The organism is uncultured Imperialibacter sp. (assembly GCF_963974565.1).
Classification (GTDB): Bacteria; Bacteroidota; Bacteroidia; order Cytophagales; family Cyclobacteriaceae; genus Imperialibacter; species Imperialibacter roseus.
The window spans coordinates 18267-36045 of record NZ_CAXBCJ010000008.1 but is presented as its reverse complement, the minus strand read 5'-3'; the positions used below and the strand labels follow the sequence as shown (position 1 = coordinate 36045).

16 protein-coding genes are annotated in these 17779 nt (G+C 46.4%); 5 read left to right on the top strand and 11 right to left on the bottom strand.

Annotated features, from left to right (window positions below; all coding sequences use genetic code 11):
- Positions 1-20: 20 nt before the first annotated feature.
- The 3 genes from AAC052_RS12635 to AAC052_RS12625 all read left to right on the top strand — a co-directional run bounded on the left by AAC052_RS12635 (position 21) and on the right by AAC052_RS12625 (position 6028).
- Positions 21-1175, top strand: a complete 1155-nt coding sequence (locus AAC052_RS12635) for an efflux RND transporter periplasmic adaptor subunit (RefSeq protein WP_317487794.1) — start codon at positions 21-23, stop codon at positions 1173-1175.
- A gap of 23 nt (positions 1176-1198) precedes the next feature.
- The gene (locus AAC052_RS12630) at positions 1199-4657 is read left to right on the top strand and encodes an efflux RND transporter permease subunit (RefSeq protein ID WP_339813715.1); all 3459 of its coding nucleotides are present in this window, start codon (positions 1199-1201) and stop codon (positions 4655-4657) included.
- Positions 4658-4780: 123 nt separating this feature from the next.
- The gene (locus AAC052_RS12625; RefSeq protein ID WP_339813714.1) at positions 4781-6028 is read left to right on the top strand and encodes a metallophosphoesterase; all 1248 of its coding nucleotides are present in this window, start codon (positions 4781-4783) and stop codon (positions 6026-6028) included.
- 44 nt (positions 6029-6072) lie between these two features.
- Here the strand turns inward: AAC052_RS12625 and AAC052_RS12620 are convergent, their stop codons facing one another.
- From AAC052_RS12620 to AAC052_RS12610, 3 genes are all read right to left on the bottom strand, one after another.
- Positions 6073-6696: a porin family protein gene (locus AAC052_RS12620; RefSeq protein ID WP_339813712.1), complete on the bottom strand. Its 624-nt coding sequence runs from the start codon at positions 6694-6696 to the stop codon at positions 6073-6075.
- A 227-nt stretch (positions 6697-6923) separates the two neighbouring features.
- Entirely contained in the window at positions 6924-9299 is a 2376-nt protein-coding gene (locus AAC052_RS12615; protein WP_317487790.1) for an ABC transporter permease, read from the bottom strand.
- Positions 9300-9441: 142 nt separating this feature from the next.
- Positions 9442-10671 carry a cysteine desulfurase-like protein gene (locus AAC052_RS12610; protein ID WP_339813709.1) on the bottom strand — a complete coding sequence of 410 codons (1230 nt, stop codon included), beginning with the start codon at positions 10669-10671 and terminating at the stop codon, positions 9442-9444.
- Positions 10672-10876: 205 nt separating this feature from the next.
- On the opposite strand from AAC052_RS12610, the gene AAC052_RS12605 reads away from it, so the two are divergent.
- Positions 10877-11173: a hypothetical protein gene (locus tag AAC052_RS12605; protein WP_151999801.1), complete on the top strand. Its 297-nt coding sequence runs from the start codon at positions 10877-10879 to the stop codon at positions 11171-11173.
- 62 nt (positions 11174-11235) lie between these two features.
- On the opposite strand, the gene AAC052_RS12600 is transcribed toward AAC052_RS12605, so the two are convergent.
- Both AAC052_RS12600 and AAC052_RS12595 read right to left on the bottom strand, forming a co-directional pair.
- Positions 11236-11838 (bottom strand): trimeric intracellular cation channel family protein, encoded by a 603-nt coding sequence (locus AAC052_RS12600; protein ID WP_151999802.1) that lies wholly within the window; start codon positions 11836-11838, stop codon positions 11236-11238.
- 64 nt (positions 11839-11902) lie between these two features.
- A complete protein-coding gene (locus AAC052_RS12595; protein ID WP_317487788.1) occupies positions 11903-12739 on the bottom strand; it encodes an SDR family oxidoreductase in 837 nt (278 codons plus the stop codon).
- Positions 12740-12952: 213 nt separating this feature from the next.
- Between AAC052_RS12595 and AAC052_RS12590 the strand changes: the two genes are divergently transcribed.
- Positions 12953-13588: a lysophospholipid acyltransferase family protein gene (locus AAC052_RS12590; protein ID WP_317487787.1), complete on the top strand. Its 636-nt coding sequence runs from the start codon at positions 12953-12955 to the stop codon at positions 13586-13588.
- A gap of 21 nt (positions 13589-13609) precedes the next feature.
- On the opposite strand, the gene AAC052_RS12585 is transcribed toward AAC052_RS12590, so the two are convergent.
- From AAC052_RS12585 to AAC052_RS12560, 6 genes are read right to left on the bottom strand one after another with little or no spacing between them, the layout of a single operon-like run.
- A complete protein-coding gene (locus tag AAC052_RS12585) occupies positions 13610-14122 on the bottom strand; it encodes a DinB family protein (RefSeq protein ID WP_339813706.1) in 513 nt (170 codons plus the stop codon).
- 6 nt (positions 14123-14128) lie between these two features.
- The gene (locus tag AAC052_RS12580) at positions 14129-14749 is read right to left on the bottom strand and encodes a Uma2 family endonuclease (RefSeq protein WP_339813705.1); all 621 of its coding nucleotides are present in this window, start codon (positions 14747-14749) and stop codon (positions 14129-14131) included.
- A 44-nt stretch (positions 14750-14793) separates the two neighbouring features.
- Complete coding sequence (locus tag AAC052_RS12575; RefSeq protein ID WP_339813703.1) at positions 14794-16347, bottom strand: NFACT RNA binding domain-containing protein; 1554 nt, start codon at positions 16345-16347, stop codon at positions 14794-14796.
- Positions 16348-16374: 27 nt separating this feature from the next.
- On the bottom strand, positions 16375-17136 hold the full coding sequence (locus tag AAC052_RS12570; RefSeq protein WP_317487783.1) for an MBL fold metallo-hydrolase: 762 nt from the start codon (positions 17134-17136) through the stop codon (positions 16375-16377).
- Positions 17133-17408, bottom strand: a complete 276-nt coding sequence (locus AAC052_RS12565; protein ID WP_317487782.1) for a hypothetical protein — start codon at positions 17406-17408, stop codon at positions 17133-17135. The genes AAC052_RS12570 and AAC052_RS12565 overlap by 4 nt, the downstream gene beginning before the upstream one ends.
- Position 17409: 1 nt before the next feature.
- A complete protein-coding gene (locus tag AAC052_RS12560; protein WP_317487781.1) occupies positions 17410-17778 on the bottom strand; it encodes a response regulator in 369 nt (122 codons plus the stop codon).
- Position 17779: the final 1 nt, after the last annotated feature.

Genomic DNA, 17779 nt, shown 5'->3' with positions numbered 1-17779 from the left:
TGAAAACATATACATCATCCATGAAAAGTTTACAGTTGCTGGCACTAGTTGCCGTTCTTTTCGCAGGCGTTTCATGCGGAGAGGCCCCTTCAGATATTGAAGAAAAAAAATCCGAACTCAGTGAATACAACAACGAGCTTCGGGAGCTGAAAGCTAAGATTACTACGCTCGAAAAGGAAATAGCGCAAATGGATCCCGAGTTTGGTAAGGAGAATACCAACGCCATTCTTGTGGCTACTATGCCGGTTCCTACCAAAGACTTTTTTCATATGACTGAGGTAAGGGGATGGGTAGCCTCTCACAAAAATGTGATGATGAGTGCTGAAACAATGGGTAAAGTACAGGCAATTCATGTAACCGAAGGCCAAAAGGTGAACAAAGGCCAGGTACTGCTTACCCTTGACGCCGACATTGTTCGCAACAATATCAGTGAGGTGCAGACCAGCCTCGAACTAGCCAAAACTCTTTTTGAGAGACAGTCGAAGCTTTGGGAGCAAAAGATAGGTACGGAGGTGCAGTACCTGGAAGCAAAAAATCGTAAGGAGTCGCTTGAAGACAGGTTGGCCACGCTGAACTCTCAGCTCGCTCAGTCAGTCATAAGGGCGCCGTTTAGCGGAAGAGTGGATGAAATTCCGGCCACACTCGGTTCCATCGCTTCTCCGGGCATGCCTTTGGTGCGTGTGCTTAGCGAAGACGATATGTATATCAAGACTGATATCTCAGAAGTTTTCATTGGGAAGTTTACCGCAGGAGATCCAGTGGAGGTGTACTTTCCCGTTCAGGACAAAACGGTAACTGCCAGGGTACTTTCGGTTGGTCAGGTGATCAACAGCGAGAACAGAACTTTCACAGTAGAAGTGAGCTTGCCAAAGCTGGACTTCACCGTAAGGCCCAATCAGGTGACAGTGCTTCAACTGATTGACTACAAGAGCAGCAAAGCATTGGTTATACCCACCAAGATCATCCTGAGAGACGACAAAGGAACCTTTGTTTACACAGTTGCTGATCAGGACGGCAGCCTTGTGGCTACCAAAATCCATATTGAAACAGGGCTTACCTTCAAAAGTGAAACTGAGGTGATAAAGGGACTTCAGGGAACTGAGAAGTTAATTGAAAAAGGATACAGGGATGTAGCCGAGGGAGTTAGTGTGACGTTGGCAGCTGCCAGCAAGTAATTTATCTCAAAAACCGAATCCATATGGCTAACGATACAAATACTAACGATAATCTTCCGGAGGAAAACAGGTTTTCTGAAGAGAACGAAGAAGTGGTGGACAAAGAGTTTAAGCTCACCTCAGCTTCTCTTAAGAACCGAACCACGGTTTTTTTCCTGACTTTTTTGCTGATAGTGATGGGTGTGAGTTCTTATATCTCGCTTCCAAAAGACAGCTATCCGGAAATTGAGCAGCCGATAGTTTACATAGGTACTGCACATCCGGGCAATGCCCCGCTTGACATAGAGAACCTGATAACAAGGCCGATCGAGAAAGAGATCAATACCATCTCTGAAGTTGATAATATCAAGTCGACTTCCGTGCAGGACTACTCCACCATCATTGTTGAGTTCAACGCCGAAACGGCCATTGAAGACGCTCTGACGAAGGTGAAGGATGCCGTGGACAGGGCCAAGCCCGAGCTGCCAAGCGACTTGCAAACTGATCCAAACATCTTCGAACTCAACCTGTCGGAGTTTCCCATCATGAACATCAACCTCTCGGGGAATTATACCCTGGAGGAGCTGGAAGACTATGCGGAAATTCTTGAGGACGAGATTGAAAAAGTAAGTGAGGTAAGCAAAGTAGAAATCAGGGGTATTGACGAGAAAGAGGTCAGAATCAATGTCGACCCCTACAAGATGGAGGCTGTGAAGGTCAACTTCTCCGACATTGAGAATGCGATTTCCGCTGAGAACGTTTCTTTGTCTGGTGGAAATATTCTTGAGGACGGCATCAGAAGAACCATTAGAGTGGTGGGTGAGTTTGAGGAGGCCAGTGAAATGGAAGACATCATTGTCAAAAATGAAAACGCCAATATTGTCTACCTCAAAGACATAGCAACCATTGAGTTCGGTTTCAAGGAAAAGCAAAGCTTCGCCAGAATGAATGGCAAGCCTGTGGTTTCTGTGGATGTGATCAAAAGAAGCGGTGAAAACCTGCTGATTACCACAGAGAAGATAAATGCGATCCTCGACAAAACGATGGATACGCTGCCTGCTGATCTTGAAATCGCTATCACTAATGACCAGTCGGAAATGACCCGTGAAATGGTGAGCAACCTGGAGAACAATATCATCTCAGGGGTGATTCTGGTGGTTTTGGTACTTCTCTTCTTTTTAGGAACGAGAAACGCCTTGTTTGTAGGTGTGGCCATTCCGTTGTCGATGTTCATTTCCTTTATCGTGCTGTCGGCCTTTAGTATCACTATCAACATGATGGTACTGTTCTCGCTGATCATGGCATTGGGTATGCTGGTGGACAATGGTATCGTGGTGGTGGAGAACGTTTACCGTTTGATGGAACTGGGCATGAAGCCGCTTGAAGCTACCCGTCGGGGAGTGGGAGAGGTGGCCTGGCCTATTATTTCCTCCACGGCTACCACACTTGCAGCCTTTCTTCCTTTGGCCTTCTGGCCAGGCCTGATGGGGCAGTTTATGCGTTACTTACCCATCACCCTGATTGTTACGCTTAGCTCTTCACTTTTTGTGGCTTTGGTGATCAACCCGGTAATGATTGCTGCCTTTATGAAGGTAGACAACAGACAAGCATTCAACTATAAAAGGATATGGATATTTGCAGGTGTGAGCATAGGCATTGGCGCTTTGCTGCTACTGGCAAAAGCGAATGTGCTGGGTAACCTGGCTTTGCTTCTGGGGATGCTTATTCTCTTAAATGTCTATGTGCTGGTTCCACTGTCCAGAAAGTTTCAGGATACTTTTCTGCCTTTCATAGAAGGGCTGTACTCCCGAACGCTACAGTTTGCTTTGCGAGGCTGGAACCCAACGCTCTTTTTCTTTGGTACTGTATTTCTTTTGTTCTTTTCACTAGCCATGATGGGGGTGTTTACTCCCAATGTCATCTTCTTCCCGGTGAATGAACCAAAGTACGTCAATGTGTTCATTGAGCAGCCCTCAGGAACCGATATCAATGTGACCAACTCATTTACAGAGGAGGTGGAGAAGAAGGTGATGAAGGTGATAGAGCCTTATCAGTTCATGGTAGAGTCGGTGGTGACCAAGGTAGGTCAAGACACAGCTGACCCCAACGACCCTTCAGCGGTGGGCCAGGCTGAAACGCCAAACAAAGCCAGGATCACTGTCAATTTTGTGGAGTTTAAGTACCGCAAGAGAGAAGGTTCGGATGAATGGGTAATGACCAGTGACATCATGAACGAGATACGTGAGGCAGTTCAGGGCTATCCTGGTGTGGCGCTGACGGTTGATAAGGACGCAGCTGGCCCACCAGTAGGTAAGCCAATTGCCATTGAAGTTACCGGACAAGACTTTAACCGACTGATAGAAATTACTGAAGACATGAAAACCTTCATTAATGAATCAGGCATAGAAGGTATCGAAAGGCTTAAAACCGACCTTGAAACAGGCAAGCCAGAACTTATTGTAGATATCGACAGAGAAAAGGCCCGCAGATTTGGCCTGTCAACTTATTCGATAGCCAACGAAGTGCGTACATCGTTGTTTGGTAAGGAGATATCCAAATTCAAGCAGGGAGAAGATGACTATGAAGTGCAGTTGAGACTTGACGAAAAGTATCGGTACGATATCGATGCGTTGATGAACAAGAGCGTGGTTTTCCGTGATCAAACCAACGGACGAATTGTTTCCGTGCCTATTTCTGCCGTCGCCAAAGCCGAATTGAGCACAACGTACGGTTCGGTACGCAGGAAGGATTTGCAAAGAGTCGTAACCATCAGCTCCAACGTGCTGGGAGGAGCCAATCCAACAGAAATCAACGATCAAATCAAAGAGCTGCTCGTGAACTTTGATATGCCTCAAGGCTACTCCTTCAAGTTCGGTGGCGAGCAGGAGAAGCAGGCAGAGGAAATGGCCTTCCTGAGCAGTGCCTTGCTGCTGGCGGTATTCCTGATCTTCCTGATCATTGTGGCGCAGTTCAATAAAATGACTGCTCCCTTGATCATCATGACTTCAGTGCTTTTCAGTACAATTGGGGTGTTCCTTGGTTTGGTAATTTTCCAAATGGACTTCGTGGTCATCATGACAATGGTTGGCATCATTTCTCTCGCCGGTATCGTGGTGAACAACGCCATCGTACTTATCGACTTCATTGAGCTCACCAGAAGCAGAATGAGGAAAGAGCTGGGTGTGGAAAGGCTCACTATCGAGCAAGTGGATGAGGCCATTGTGGTCGCAGGAAAAACGAGGCTTCGTCCGGTGCTACTGACTGCCATCACCACCGTGCTTGGCCTGGTGCCTTTGGCTATCGGATTGAACATTGACTTTATAGGTTTCTTCAGAGAGTACAACCCAGACTTTTTCATGGGCGGAGACAATGTAATCTTCTGGGGACCCATGTCGTGGACCATCGTATTCGGTCTTACGTTCGCCACCTTCCTTACGTTGGTGATTGTGCCTGTGATGTACTGGTTCTTTGCCAGAGTGAACAGGAGATTCGGATTAAGCTAAAATAATTGAGCCCCTTTAAAGTATTCACCGGACTTTAACGTCTATTTAAAGGTGAACTTAAAGGGGCTCTTTTTCTTTCTTATGAAAGAGGTTCCGAGCTGGCCATATTAATTCCATCCCTAAATGAACAGGATCGTGTTTGCATTCTTTTTACTCCTTCTTTTACTGGCTATCGATTGGTATATTTTCCAAGCCGTCAGGCTGGCAACTGCCGACGTGTCCCTCACTACACGGAAAATTGTTTATTGGATTTTCTGGGGCGTCACCACCTTGTCTGTATTTGGCATACTTGTAGTGAACTTCGCCGACTTATCAGCAGTGAAAGGTCTTCGCACCTTCATTGTGCTCGGCATCTTCATTAACGTGATGTCAAAACTATTCGCTCTTATTTTCTTGTTGGTAGGAGATATTATCAGAGGGTTTCAATGGCTTGGCAACTTCATATTTTCAAGTCCGGAGCCTATCAATCCTAATGGAAGGGCCATTCCCAGGTCTGAGTTCATTTCGAAGGTAGCACTTATTGCAGGAGCTGTTCCGGCATTGACGATGAGTTATGGTATTTTGAGCGGCGCTCACGACTATCGGATTCGACGTAAAACCATCTTCTTTCCTAACCTGCCCAAAGAATTCGACGGGATACAGATAGGGCAGCTTTCCGACATCCACTCTGGCAGCTTTTTCAACAAGACAGCAGTAAAAGGCGGTGTGGAAATGCTGCTGGGCGAAAAACCAGATATTATCTTTTTCACCGGCGATTTAGTGAATAATGAGGCTGAGGAGGTGAAAGAATACATTTCCATTTTTGATAAAGTAAAGGCGCCTCTGGGAGTTTACTCCACTCTCGGCAATCATGACTACGGAGACTACAAAAACTGGGCATCAGAGGCTGCTAAGCAAGCAAACTTAGAAGACCTTAAAGCGGCCCACAAAGAGTTAGGCTGGCGCCTGATGATGAATGAGAATCTTCCTGTGAAGGTGGACGGCGAGCAAATAGGCATACTTGGTATCGAAAACTGGGGAGCCGGCAGGTTTGCCAAGTATGGCAAAATGGATTTAGCTCATCAGGGGACAGAGGAATACCCGTTTAAAATTCTGCTCTCGCATGACCCCAGCCACTGGGACGCACAGGTAAGGCCCAACTATGGCGATGTAGAGCTGATGCTTTCAGGCCATACACACGGCTTTCAGTTTGGTGTAGAAATTGGCGGATTCAAGTGGAGCCCTTCTCAGTATGTTTACAAGCAGTGGGCAGGCTTGTATCAGGAGGAAAACCAGTACCTTTATGTCAATCGGGGCTTTGGGTATTTGGGGTATCCCGGTAGAATTGGCATTCTTCCTGAGATTACTATTCTGGAATTAAAAAGAGCCTGATCGACATCGGTCGAACCAGGCCCTGATTTTTGGGTTGTTGTCCGTCAAAACGGCAATGTCATAAATATTTGAAGCACGGAATTCTTTGAGTTTGGAGTTGCTTCGGCCACATTGGAGCCGCTCTCACCAATCTCCTGCAGGCCATAGTTATACCTAACTCCCAAAGACCCACCGGTAAAGTTGAAGCCGACTCCTCCAAATATGCCGTAGTCGACTGTATTGAAATTGTCCCGATCAAGTTCGTCCACCACTTCCTTATCTCCGTTTGAGTCGATTCGTTTAACTTTTGCTGACGTAAGCAACGACACATACGGGCCCGCTTCGATATAAAAATTACCGACAGGGCTTATTTTTAATGCTACAGGTACATCTACATAACTCAGATTGAAACGGTATTTACCGTTGCCTATGCCAAGAAATGTATTGTCGTAAATTACTTCAGCCCCTTTCAATGAGTAAAGTATTTCTGGCTGTATGGCCAACACATCTGTTAACTGTGCTTTGTAGTAGACACCTGCATTGAACCCGATTTTCATATTTTCATCGTCCACGTCGTTGACGTAGAGATTTGAAAAGTTGAGTCCTCCTTTAAGACCGGCCTCCTGAGCAAGGGCTCCGCTGGTAATGAACATCATTAGTAAACTGGTTGCTAAAATGGTATTTTTCATATTATTTTTATGATTTTTACTATATACTAACGAAGTGGAGACCAGATTGTTGCGTTGAGCCGACTAGCCATCTGGTGGTCAGCGACTTAACATATCGTAGAGATTGGTGGCGTTGAAGCTATTAATCGCTGTGCATTGCGAGGTGCAATGGTGATTGTTTTTCACAAAAAAAGCCCTGAAGTGTCGTTCAACTTCAGGGCTTTGAAACTGGCAGTTATGCCAGAAATTTACTCATATTTCAGGTTGTTTGCCGGGTTGGAGTTGGCTGCTCTTAATGCATGATAGCCAGTTGTCAACACAGTAATAACCAGGATGATCAACAACACGACAACAAACAGCAGCAGGTTGATGTCAACGTGATATTCAAAAGTTTTGAGCCAGTCATTCATGAAATAGTAGCCGAGCCCGAACGCAGGCACAGCACCTATGAGTACCAGCCACACAAAGTCTTTCACAAGCAGAGTTACAAGGCCGCCAGTGTTGGCACCCAGCACTTTCCTGATGCTTATCTCTTTGGTGCGCTGCTCCGCTATGAAGGAGGCTAAACCAAGCAAGCCAAGACAAGCTATGAAGATCATCATCAGCGAAAATCCGAGAAACAGCTTGCCACGAAGCTGATCTGTTTCATACTGCTCCATAAACTCCTCATCAAGGAACGTAGCATCGAAGGGAATGCCTGGATACACCTCGTTCCAGCTTGCTTCTATGGCGGCGAGCGAAGCCTGCAGGTCTTCCGATGTTTTGATCAGCACACTCGAATTATTGAGGCCAGGAATGAACATCAAGGCTTCAATGGGGTTGTAAAGAGACTGCTGATGGAAATCCCTGACCACACCCACCACTCGGTGAAACACGGTGCTGTCACGGTCAAACTGGAACTTCTTGCCTATAGGTTCTTCCCAGCCCATTCTGGCCACCATGGCTTCGTTTACCATCACTGAGGTGGCTGTGTCGCTTGGGTATTGAGAAGAGATATTTCGCCCTTTCTCAAAAGGAATGCTGAGTGTGGGGAAAAAGTCATAGTCGACTACGTAGGCATCGATGCCATAATTTTCCATTACTCCCTCGTTGGTCTCGACACTCATCACATTTTTGCCATAGCCATTCCCTGGCGAGGTACTCGAGGAAGCCACGGACTTGATATTAGGGTTCTGCATCAGGGAATTTCGGAAAACAGGATACTTTTCACGGCTGGCCTGGTTGTCCAGCACCACACGAACCACCTGGTCTTTGTCGAAGCCCAAATCCTTGCTGCGCAGGTACTGCATTTGATCGTAGATGATGAAGGTACCTATCAGCATGAAGATGGAGATGGCGAACTGGATACCAACCAGCACACGTCGCAGCCATTGATTGCCGCCTCTGCTAGCTCCCTTGCCCTTTAGCACTGCTGCTGGTTTAAAGCTCGACAGGTAAAAGGCTGGGTAACTTCCACTGACAAACCCAGTCAGCACCAGAATGCACAGAACCACCAGGATGAGCTGTGGCTGCAGTAGGTCTAAAAGAGATAAGTTGGTGTCGAGGGATCCGTTGAAAAGGGGTACAGCGATCGCCAAAACTATTAAGCTGATAACTAAGGAGATAACTGTAAGCACTACCGATTCGGTGATAAACTGCCCAATCAACATGCCCCTTTGAGCACCCATTACCTTTCTGATCCCTACTTCCAATGCTCTGCGCATGGAGCGTGCGGTCGACAGGTTCATATAGTTGATGCTGGCAATAACGATCAGGAACAAGGCAACGGCGGCAAAAATGTAGATGTATTTGATGTTGCCAAGTGATTCAGGTTCACCTTCAAAAGTGGAATAAAGGTGAATGTCTTTGATGGCAATCATTTCATACCGGATCACGATGTCAAACTGATCGAAGATCACCGCTACGTATTTATCAATAATGTCATTAAGCTTGGTCTCCACTACTTTCGGGTCAGCACCCTCTCTTAACAAAGCGTAAGTGTAGATGCCAAAGCCGCCCCAGTTTTGGGAGTTGTTTCTGTCGGAAGTGCTGGCCGACATCATAGCATTGGGTCTGATGTGAGATGTTTTAGGCAGGTCTTCATACACGCCAGTTATTTCGAAGGAATTCTGGTCGGTTTTCAGGATTTGCCCAACCGGGTTTTCGCCTTTGAAAATTTTGTCCGCCATGGTTTTGCTGATGACCATGGAGCTTGGATTCTGTAGCGCTGTGGAGGGGTTGCCGGAAATAAGGTCAAAGGAAAAAACATCAAACACTGTGCTGTCTACCTGAAAGACGTCTTCTTCAAAATAGTTGATATTGTCTTTGATAAACTTGGTGCGGCCGTTGCCAATAAAGCGGACGTACTGCTCTACCTCTTCAAATTCAGCCTTCAACGTTCGGCCAAGAGGGAGCTGGGTCACTGCCCAGCGGAACGCATTGTCAGGTTCCTTGATGTCCGACGAAATGCGGTAAATCCTGTCCGCTTTTGCGTGATGTTTGTCGTAGCTAAGTTCTTGCGACAGATAGAGAATGATTAGTAAGCTGGAAACAATTCCGATTGTTAAACCGAGAATATTAAGCGCAGCATAGGTAGGCTGGCGCATCAGGTGCCTGATGCTCACCATTAGGTAACTTTTTAACATGATTAGTCCTTTTGAGTTTGAGTCTTGTAAATATTACGAAATTCTTCGTAAAAGGATGTTAAAAAAAGTTAAAGTCCTGGGCAGAAGGATTTAGGTAGTCAGCGGGAGATATTTTGAAGTGAGTGAAACCGAAAGGAAAGGCCTATGTCAATTTTTTCACGGCCTTGATTACGTAGTCAATTTCTTGTTCGGTATTATAGAGTGAAATTCCCATACGGGTAACTCCGCCTTTTTCCAGAAGGCCCAGTACTTCAATGGCCCGCACGGCATAAAAATGGCCGTCCCAGGCGCAAATGTTTTCCGCAGCAAGGTGCTTGCATACCTCTTCGGCCGTTTTTCCTTTGACTGTAAACGACACGGTGGGAGTTCTTTTTTCAGATGAAAAATCCTGCCCTACAACCGTCATGCCCTTGATGGCCTTTAGTTCTGTGTAAAGTTTTGATGCCAGGGCGAACTCATGTTGACTTACTTTGGCGTAAGCATCATCCAGCTTCTCTCTCAGGCTATTGCCTGATCCCAATGAAGCGATAAAATCAACAGCGGCGGAAACACCAGCCATGGCCGCATGATTGAGCGTGCCGGTTTCAACGGAATAGGGAGCTATCTGGTCGGTGGTTCTTAGCCTGTCGGTTGGCAGCCTGTCGAGCAGGCCTGGCTTTGCATACAATATACCTACATGAGGCCCATAGAATTTGTAGGCCGAACAAATGAGGAAGTCGCAGCCAATGGCTTGCACATCGATGCTGAAGTGCGGCGCATAGTGAACTGCATCCAGCAGGAGCCAGGCCCCCACCTTGTAGGTCATTTGCCTCACCAGTGCAAAATCGTTGACAGTGCCTATGGCGTTGCTCGACATGCCCATGCAAACCAGCCGGGTATTTTCATTGAGCTTCTGCTCAAAATCAGCATAGTCCAGTGTGCCGGTGGGTAAAAGCTTCACCTCCCGCACTTTGACACCAAAATCTCTCAGGGTAAGCCACGGGCCCCGGTTGGCCTCGTGGTCAAGTTGTGTGATCAATACTTCATCGCCAGGCTTCAGCAGCCTGCTCATTGCCCGGGCCAGCGAATAATTGATAGTGGTCATGTTCTGACCAAGAGAGATGCACTCCGGGCCAGGAGCCCCCAGCAGGGTTGCCATCTTTGCCCGGGCGTCCGCCATTACTTTATCGGTTTCCCGTGTGGTGACAAAGGCACCGTGGGTGTTGGCGTTGGACCGGCGATAGTAGGTTGAAATAGCTCTGATGACCCTCTCAGGTACTTGGGTACCGCCTGGGCCATCCAGAAAGATGAGGGGTTTCTTGTTGTGCAGACGCCGTAAGGCAGGAAACTGGTGATGTACGGACTGAGGATCGAACACAGACTTTTTAGCCATGGGAGTGTGGAGTTTAAGAAGTCTAAGATGAGAAAAAACACGATATGGAGTATTGCTTTTTTGAAGGGCGGGCTGAATTTTTCCTCGCCATTCCGACTTTTTATTACTTAATAAATAATTAGAAACCACGTAAATTAGTGTACTTTCAAATTGTTCTGTATTTTGCCATGGTGTAGATTTGTCAAAACCTATATTTTAGTGGTCTATGAAAAAAGCGTGGATTGACTTTTTAAATTCTTTTAAGCCTACCTATTCGGTAACCGTACGTTTGTATCACGTAATTCCGAATTTTCCGGAAGTACAATCTTTTCAAGATCGGGAGGAGTTTGGTAAGGGGCAGTACCAGAAAGCGAAGCTGTACTATGACAGGGTTGTCAGAAAAAATATTGAGCACAAAGTGATGCCTGTAGAGGTGAGACTTATCAAGGGCAAAAAGACCGTGATGGAGTCCAGAAACTTCGGACCTGTGGATACGGTCAAGAACCTAAACGTTCCAGTTTAGAAGAGTGATGTTTTTAATGTGAAACCCGAAGCTGTCTTTTGACAGCTTTTGTGTTTTGTAGCCTACTTCAACTTTGGCAGTGACAGTCTGAATTTTACTGCCAGTAGCCGGATTACAACGATGACGCCAATGGAAATCAGCAGGTTGACATTGCGATCAATTTCAAACAGCCTTAGCGATAAGTAGCAAATAGCGCCGGCCAGGCAGGCTGTAGCATAAATCTCTTTCCTGAAAATCACCGGCAGTTCGTTGGTCAGTGTGTCCCGGATCACCCCGCCCATGATAGCAGTAAACATGCCCATAATGGCTGCTATTTCTGGCCTTACACCAACAGAGAGGGCCTTTTCAACTCCCAAAATTGTAAAGAAGGCTATGCCCACAGTGTCGAACAGCATGAAGGTTCGTTTTAGCCTGGAAACAAAGCCGTACAGAATAAAGGTAACGATGACACCAAGAATGATGGCGTAGAGGAAATTAATGTCACCAATCCATACCAGGGGATAGCTACCAAGCAGCACGTCCCTCAAGGTACCTCCTCCAATGGCTGTTAGAAAGCCAGTGAAGGCCGCAGCAAACCAGTCGGCTTCTTTGCCCTGTAGCGCCAGGGCGCCGGAAATGGCAAAAAAGAATGTGCCGATAAGTTCGAGGGCGTATTGAAGATCCATAATCGTATAATTGACGCCTCAAAATTAGGGAAAGAGAACAACAAATGCGGGCCGGAAACTCGATTTAAGGCCAATCGAATTTTGTTAAATCTCCGTAAATAAAATTGTATTTCAGCTGGCTCTTAAGCTTCTCGTTGCTGACGATTTTAAAGGAGGTGACGTCTGACGCAGCAAATTGAGGAAGAACTATCCCCAAAACCTCAGAAGCCTTTGTATAGAAATCCCTTTTTGGCGGGTGAGTATCACTGCAGCAGTTAAATGTGTCGCCGCTCGCTTGCCCTTCGATCATTTTGTGAATGATGTTAACGCAATCGTCCCGGTGGATCAGGTTGACCAACTCTTCACCATTTGCCAGCCCTTTTTTTCCGGCGAAGAACCTGGCCGGTTGGCGGTCGTGGCCAATCAGGCCGGCCATACGCAGAATGATCACCTCCTTGCCATCTAGTTTTCTCAGCCGGTCTTCAGCGTCGAGCAAAACCTTCCCGGCTTCAGAATCAGGCAGAAGCTGCATTTCTTCTGAGACAACTTCGTTGGTATTTGGATAGACAGACGTTGAGCTGATGTAAATGATTTTGCCAACAAGCGACTTAGCTACGCTGTCCAAAAGGATACCGAATGAATTTCGGAACTGCTCAGCCCCGCCTTTTCTAACGCCCGGGGGGTAGTTGACAATCAGAATGTCCGATGTAAGAAAGTCCGATAGCTGGGAATAGTCTCCGCCGTCGGACAACTGAATCAGGAACGGTTCGATGCCGGTCTTTTTCAGTAAGGCAAGTTTTTCAGGGGAGGTGGTAGACCCTTTGATCTTAAATCCATTTTGAAGCAGGTGCCTTGCCAGTGGCAAGCCGAGCCAGCCACAACCTAAAACGCTAACTGACTTCTTTGAGGTGCTGTTTTCCATGCGACACGATATTAAGAAAAAGCTGTCTCAATCTGTCCCTTAAATCAGTTTTATACCAACGGAGGGCTTTATCGAAAAACAATCGGGTGGTTTTTGGTGCTTTGTTTTAGCTTTGTGAGCATTCATCATAATCAATTATTAGTGTCTACGCCGTTTCGCCTTCTGTTTTGTGTGTTTTGGAGTATCCTTATGATTTCCTCCTCTCTGTTGATCATGATCATTACATTCGATAGAAAAATACCGGTTGTGATGGCACGGACCTGGTGGTCGCCTGGGATTTTGTGGGCATGTGGAGTTACGCTGAAAGTGGAAGGAACTGCGCACGTCAATGACAAAGACTCGTATGTGTTTGTCAGCAATCATCTGTCATATCTTGATATTGCTGTTTTGTTCAGGGCAGTACCCGTTAATCTTTACTTTGTTGCCAAGCAGGAGCTGAAAAAAGTGCCATTTCTTGGGTGGTACATGATGGGCACAGGGATGATATTCGTTGACAGGAGCAACAGAGAAAAGGCTATTGAAAGTTTAAAAAAGGCTGGCCAACTTATTAAAGGAGGCAAAAATGTACTGATGTTTCCGGAGGGAACCAGAAGTCGCAATGGAGAAGTCGGCATTTTCAAAAAGGGGCCATTTCTCCTGGCATCTCAAGCCGGAGTGCATGTGGTTCCAGTGGCTATTAGTGGGTCGGAAAAAGTGTGGAAAGCCGGCAGGTTTGCTATAAAACCTCATAAAGTAGATGTCCATATCGGCCTGCCTGTTAAGCATGATGGCAAAACGGATATCAACACATTTATTGGAAAAGCCAGGGAGCAGGTGATAGAGTTGAAGGCCATGCCAGCCGAGGCTTAGTGGTTTTTGCTGCATGTAAAATCACTGACCCTTTCTGTTAAGATCGACATCGGCATAAAAGCCCAGGTCTTTGTTTCTTACCTGTTTCGTCCAAAAGGCAATTTGCCCCGTGTGGTAGGAGTAGTGCTCTACGGCATGAATAACATTGCCAACCCCTGAAAACTCGTAGGCTTGCACTGGACGGACTCTCAAGAGCTCCTCTTCAGAGATAGTTTGGATCACTTCAATGGCTTGAGCAATCGTGCTTTCAAGCTTCAACTGGAGCTCTTTTTTGCTGTAGCCGCCCTTTGCGTCAAACTCTTCATCTCTCACCCTACGGTCTTCTTTGCCCCCCAATGATGAAATAATGTACTGGGTAATATTTCCACAGAGATGAAGAATAAGGTTACCCATGCTGTTGGATGAGGCGTTAGGGCGCTGCCATATTTCCACCTCAGATAGTTGATCAAGGCATTTGGCTATTTTTTGCGTGTTTTCCTGCAAGCGCATGATGGCATGCTGTTTAACTTCAACAGCGAGTAGGGAAGGTGTCATTTTATATCAATAATCGAAAATATCGTTCACGTTAATTGTCAGTTCGGGAACGGCGGTGGAAGTCACGCTTTCGTCGTCTGTAAATTTTAAAGATTGGCTGTATTTTCCGTCACTACGCAGCACGAAAACTTCTACGACTTTTTCACCCGGATAAACCACCCAGTACTCTTTTACACCATTTTCTTCATATAGGCTAAACTTATCTTTGAGGTCTTTCGAAGAAGTGGATGGGGAGAGAATCTCTACCATAATATCAGGTGCGCCACTGCAGCCTTTGTCATCTAGTTTGGAGGGATCGCACACCACACAAATGTCTGGCTGAACCACGGAGAAAATCCGATTATCGGGATCTGATGGTTTTTGTGGCAGCCGCACATCGAAGGGGGCAGCGTAGGCCTTGCATTTCTTTTTTCTTAAAAAGCTCCAAAGAATGCCATGGAGGTTTCCGCTAATGTCCTGATGTGCCCGGTTTGGGGCTGGCGACATATGGAAAACCTTTCCTTTGATCAACTCCACCCTCTCCTCGAAACTCCACCGAAGGTAGTGGGCGTAGCTATAGGTAGCTTCCGGCTCAAGCAACATGATGTCGTTGATGTCGGTCTCCGGTGTTTGGTAGGGCTTTGCCATTAGATAAAGATAAATAATTGAACGGAGGCTGCAATGAATTCTCGTTAGTTTGGCAGCCCCGGCTCAACCATAATCACCTCTTCTCTCTCCACAATTACGGCTCCAGGATGAGCGCCTTTTGGTTTTCTCACCCATTTTTTTGGCGTGAAAATTACAGGGCAAAGTGTGTCTGTTTTCCTTTTAGAATAGTAGGCAGCCAGAGCCGCCGCCTGCTCGATAACCGGCTTTGGGAAGTTTTGTCCTGCTCTCCATTTCAATACTACATGCGAGCCAGGCACATCTTTGGCATGCAGCCAAAGGTCGTTTTTTGTAGCGTACTTCAGGGTCAACTCGTCGTTGTTTTTGGCGTTGGTGCCCACCCACGCCTCGTACAGCCCAATCTGGAACACTTTAAAAGGGCGGTTTATGGCAGCTTGTTTCGATTCTTTCGCTAGTCCGTGTTGCTGAATATACTGCCTGATGAGTTTCAGGTCGGTCATGTCTTCCAGATGCAGCAGATGTTCTGCAACAGTTTCCTCCAGCGCTTCCTTAGCAGCAATGGCCTCCTCTAGTTTCTCTATTTCAATCTTTTGGTTTTTGGCTTTCCGGTAAAAAATCTCTGCATTTTTCTGCGGGGTCAAAGCCCTCTTAAGCTTGATGCTAACTGGCTGGCCGGTATAAAAATTATCAAGCACCACTTCCTCCAGTCCTTCTTTTACCTGGTAAAGGTTGGCCATAAGCACATCGGCCAGTTGGGAGTAGCTTTTTCCTTCTTTCAGGTCAATCAATTTAGCTTTTGACTGTTTCAGGTAGCTTTCTGTTTGCTTCAGCTCTTTTCTCAGGCGTTGCAGCAGCGGGTGAAGCTCGGTTTTTAGGTAAAACTCCCTGCTAACCTTTTGCGCATAAACCGTAGTTGCTTCAATAGCCGAGTCAGTTTCCATGAGCACTTCCCCTGCTTTGAAAAGCAGCAGCTGCACCTTTTCCTGCCAGCGGCAGATGTAAAACGTGGGACTTTCAAAAGCACTTAGCATCTGTGTTACCAGCGCCCATTTTCTTTCTATCGTTGTGTCATCGTAGCCCAGCCCGTTTAGAAATGCTGTGGTTTCTTTGCCCAAAATGGGAACAAATTGTCTAAGTTCGCCGCCCACCTCGTCAAAGTGCGCTCTTGTCAGTTGAAGTGTAGTACCAAGCTGTTCTTGTGTTAGGCCTTCATCATCCAAAAGCTGGCTCCGGAAAAGCCTCTGGTTACCGTTTTTGTCGGTGCCGATGATGTTTGACCTGCTGCCGTGCATCTTGAACAGGAAACTAAAGCTATTGTTAAATGCCATGACAAACGAGCGATCGCAGGGGGTGATGCTGACCATTTCCAATTCGCCACCAATGGCTTCTTCAAAGAGATCGACATTGTTTTTTCTGCCCCTGGCAAAGCTTTCAGGGAATGAAATGAAAGTGAGCTGGGGAATTAAAGAGACCCTGATAAACTTCTCTTCCTCGTTTCTGTAAAAGTGAAAAATGAGCTCATCTTTCTGCTGGCTGAAGCATGCTCCTAATGTGAAGCCCCGCCAGGCGGCATCCAGCTCCTCACAAAGCGGCTTCAGAAAGAAATAGTTGAGATGCATAGTTAGAGCAAACCTTGCAGCAGGAAATTAAAGCGTTAGCTGCTGACCATCGTAGGCAAGATAGATGTTTTCTGGCAATTGAGCAGAGACATCCCTATGCGAGCCCAGCTTGTGGGAGATGTGCGTGAAGTAGGTTTGGTCGGCTTTTAGCTCCTGCGCCAGAGAAATGGCTTCGTCCAGCGTAAAGTGGGAAATGTGGGGCGTTTTCTGCAAGGCATTAAGCACCAGTACCTTGCTTCCTTTTATTTTCTTCTTTTCCTCGTCCGAAATGTAGTTGGCATCAGTTATGTATGTGAAATCGCCAATTCTGAAACCAAACACCGGCAGCTTGAAGTGCATAACATTAATAGGCGTTATCGTTGTATTGCCTATGGTGAATGGCTTCCCGTCAAGAAGCTTTACGTCCACCAATGGAACGCCGGGATACTTGTGGTCAGCAAAAATATAGGAGAACTCTCTCTTGAGCTGTGTGATAACCGCTGTGCTGGCATACACCGGCATGTCCATTTGCTGTAGAAAGTTAAAACTCCTGATATCGTCCAGTCCGGCAGTGTGGTCTTTGTGCTCATGAGTGAAGATGACAGCATCGAGTCTTTTGATTCGCTCACGGAGCATCTGCTGTCTGAAGTCGGGGCCGGTGTCTATCACCAGACTGAGACCATCAACCTCAATATGAACAGAGGAGCGGAGTCGTTTATCGTGAAAGTCAACCGACTGGCATACTTCACAATCGCAGGCAATGACGGGCACTCCCTGCGAGGTGCCGGTTCCGAGGAAGGTCAGCTTCAAATCTCCAGCTTGGTTTGGGTGAGCTCCAGAAGAAGCGATCTGTTTTTTTCGCTGAGGCCTTTTGGGTCGATTTCTATAGACTTTAATATCTCGAGCAAGGCATTGATTTTGCCGTCAAGAGGGAAATACTTATTGACAATGGCAATTTTGGTGTCTCTTAAAATGCAGTAGCCGGAATGGAAACTGCCTTTTTCATAGCGGAGAATATAGTCCGACTCAGCGAAAATATCTTCTAATTTGTTGAGGAAATGTTTGCTGTATTTTACCTGCATATCAACTGGTATACTTCCTTACTTTTTCAACAAGCTGGTCAAAATTCAGAGGCTTGGGAATGAAGTCATTGATTCCATTAGCAAGAAATTCCTCCATGGTGTAATTCCGGGCGTTGCCGGTTATGGCAACAATAGGTATATTTTTTTTAGCCTCATCACTTAGGTTTCTCACCTTTTTTGTGCACTCGATACCGTCCATCACAGGCATGTTAATGTCCATTAGGATAAGATCAAAAGACTCTTCATTGAGTTTTTGAAGCACTTGCTCCCCATTCTTTACCGAAGTGATTTGAAAATTTTGAAGCGTGAGAATCTTCTTGGTAAGGTTCTGAATAACTGAGCTATCTTCAGCGACTAGAATTTTTTTCATA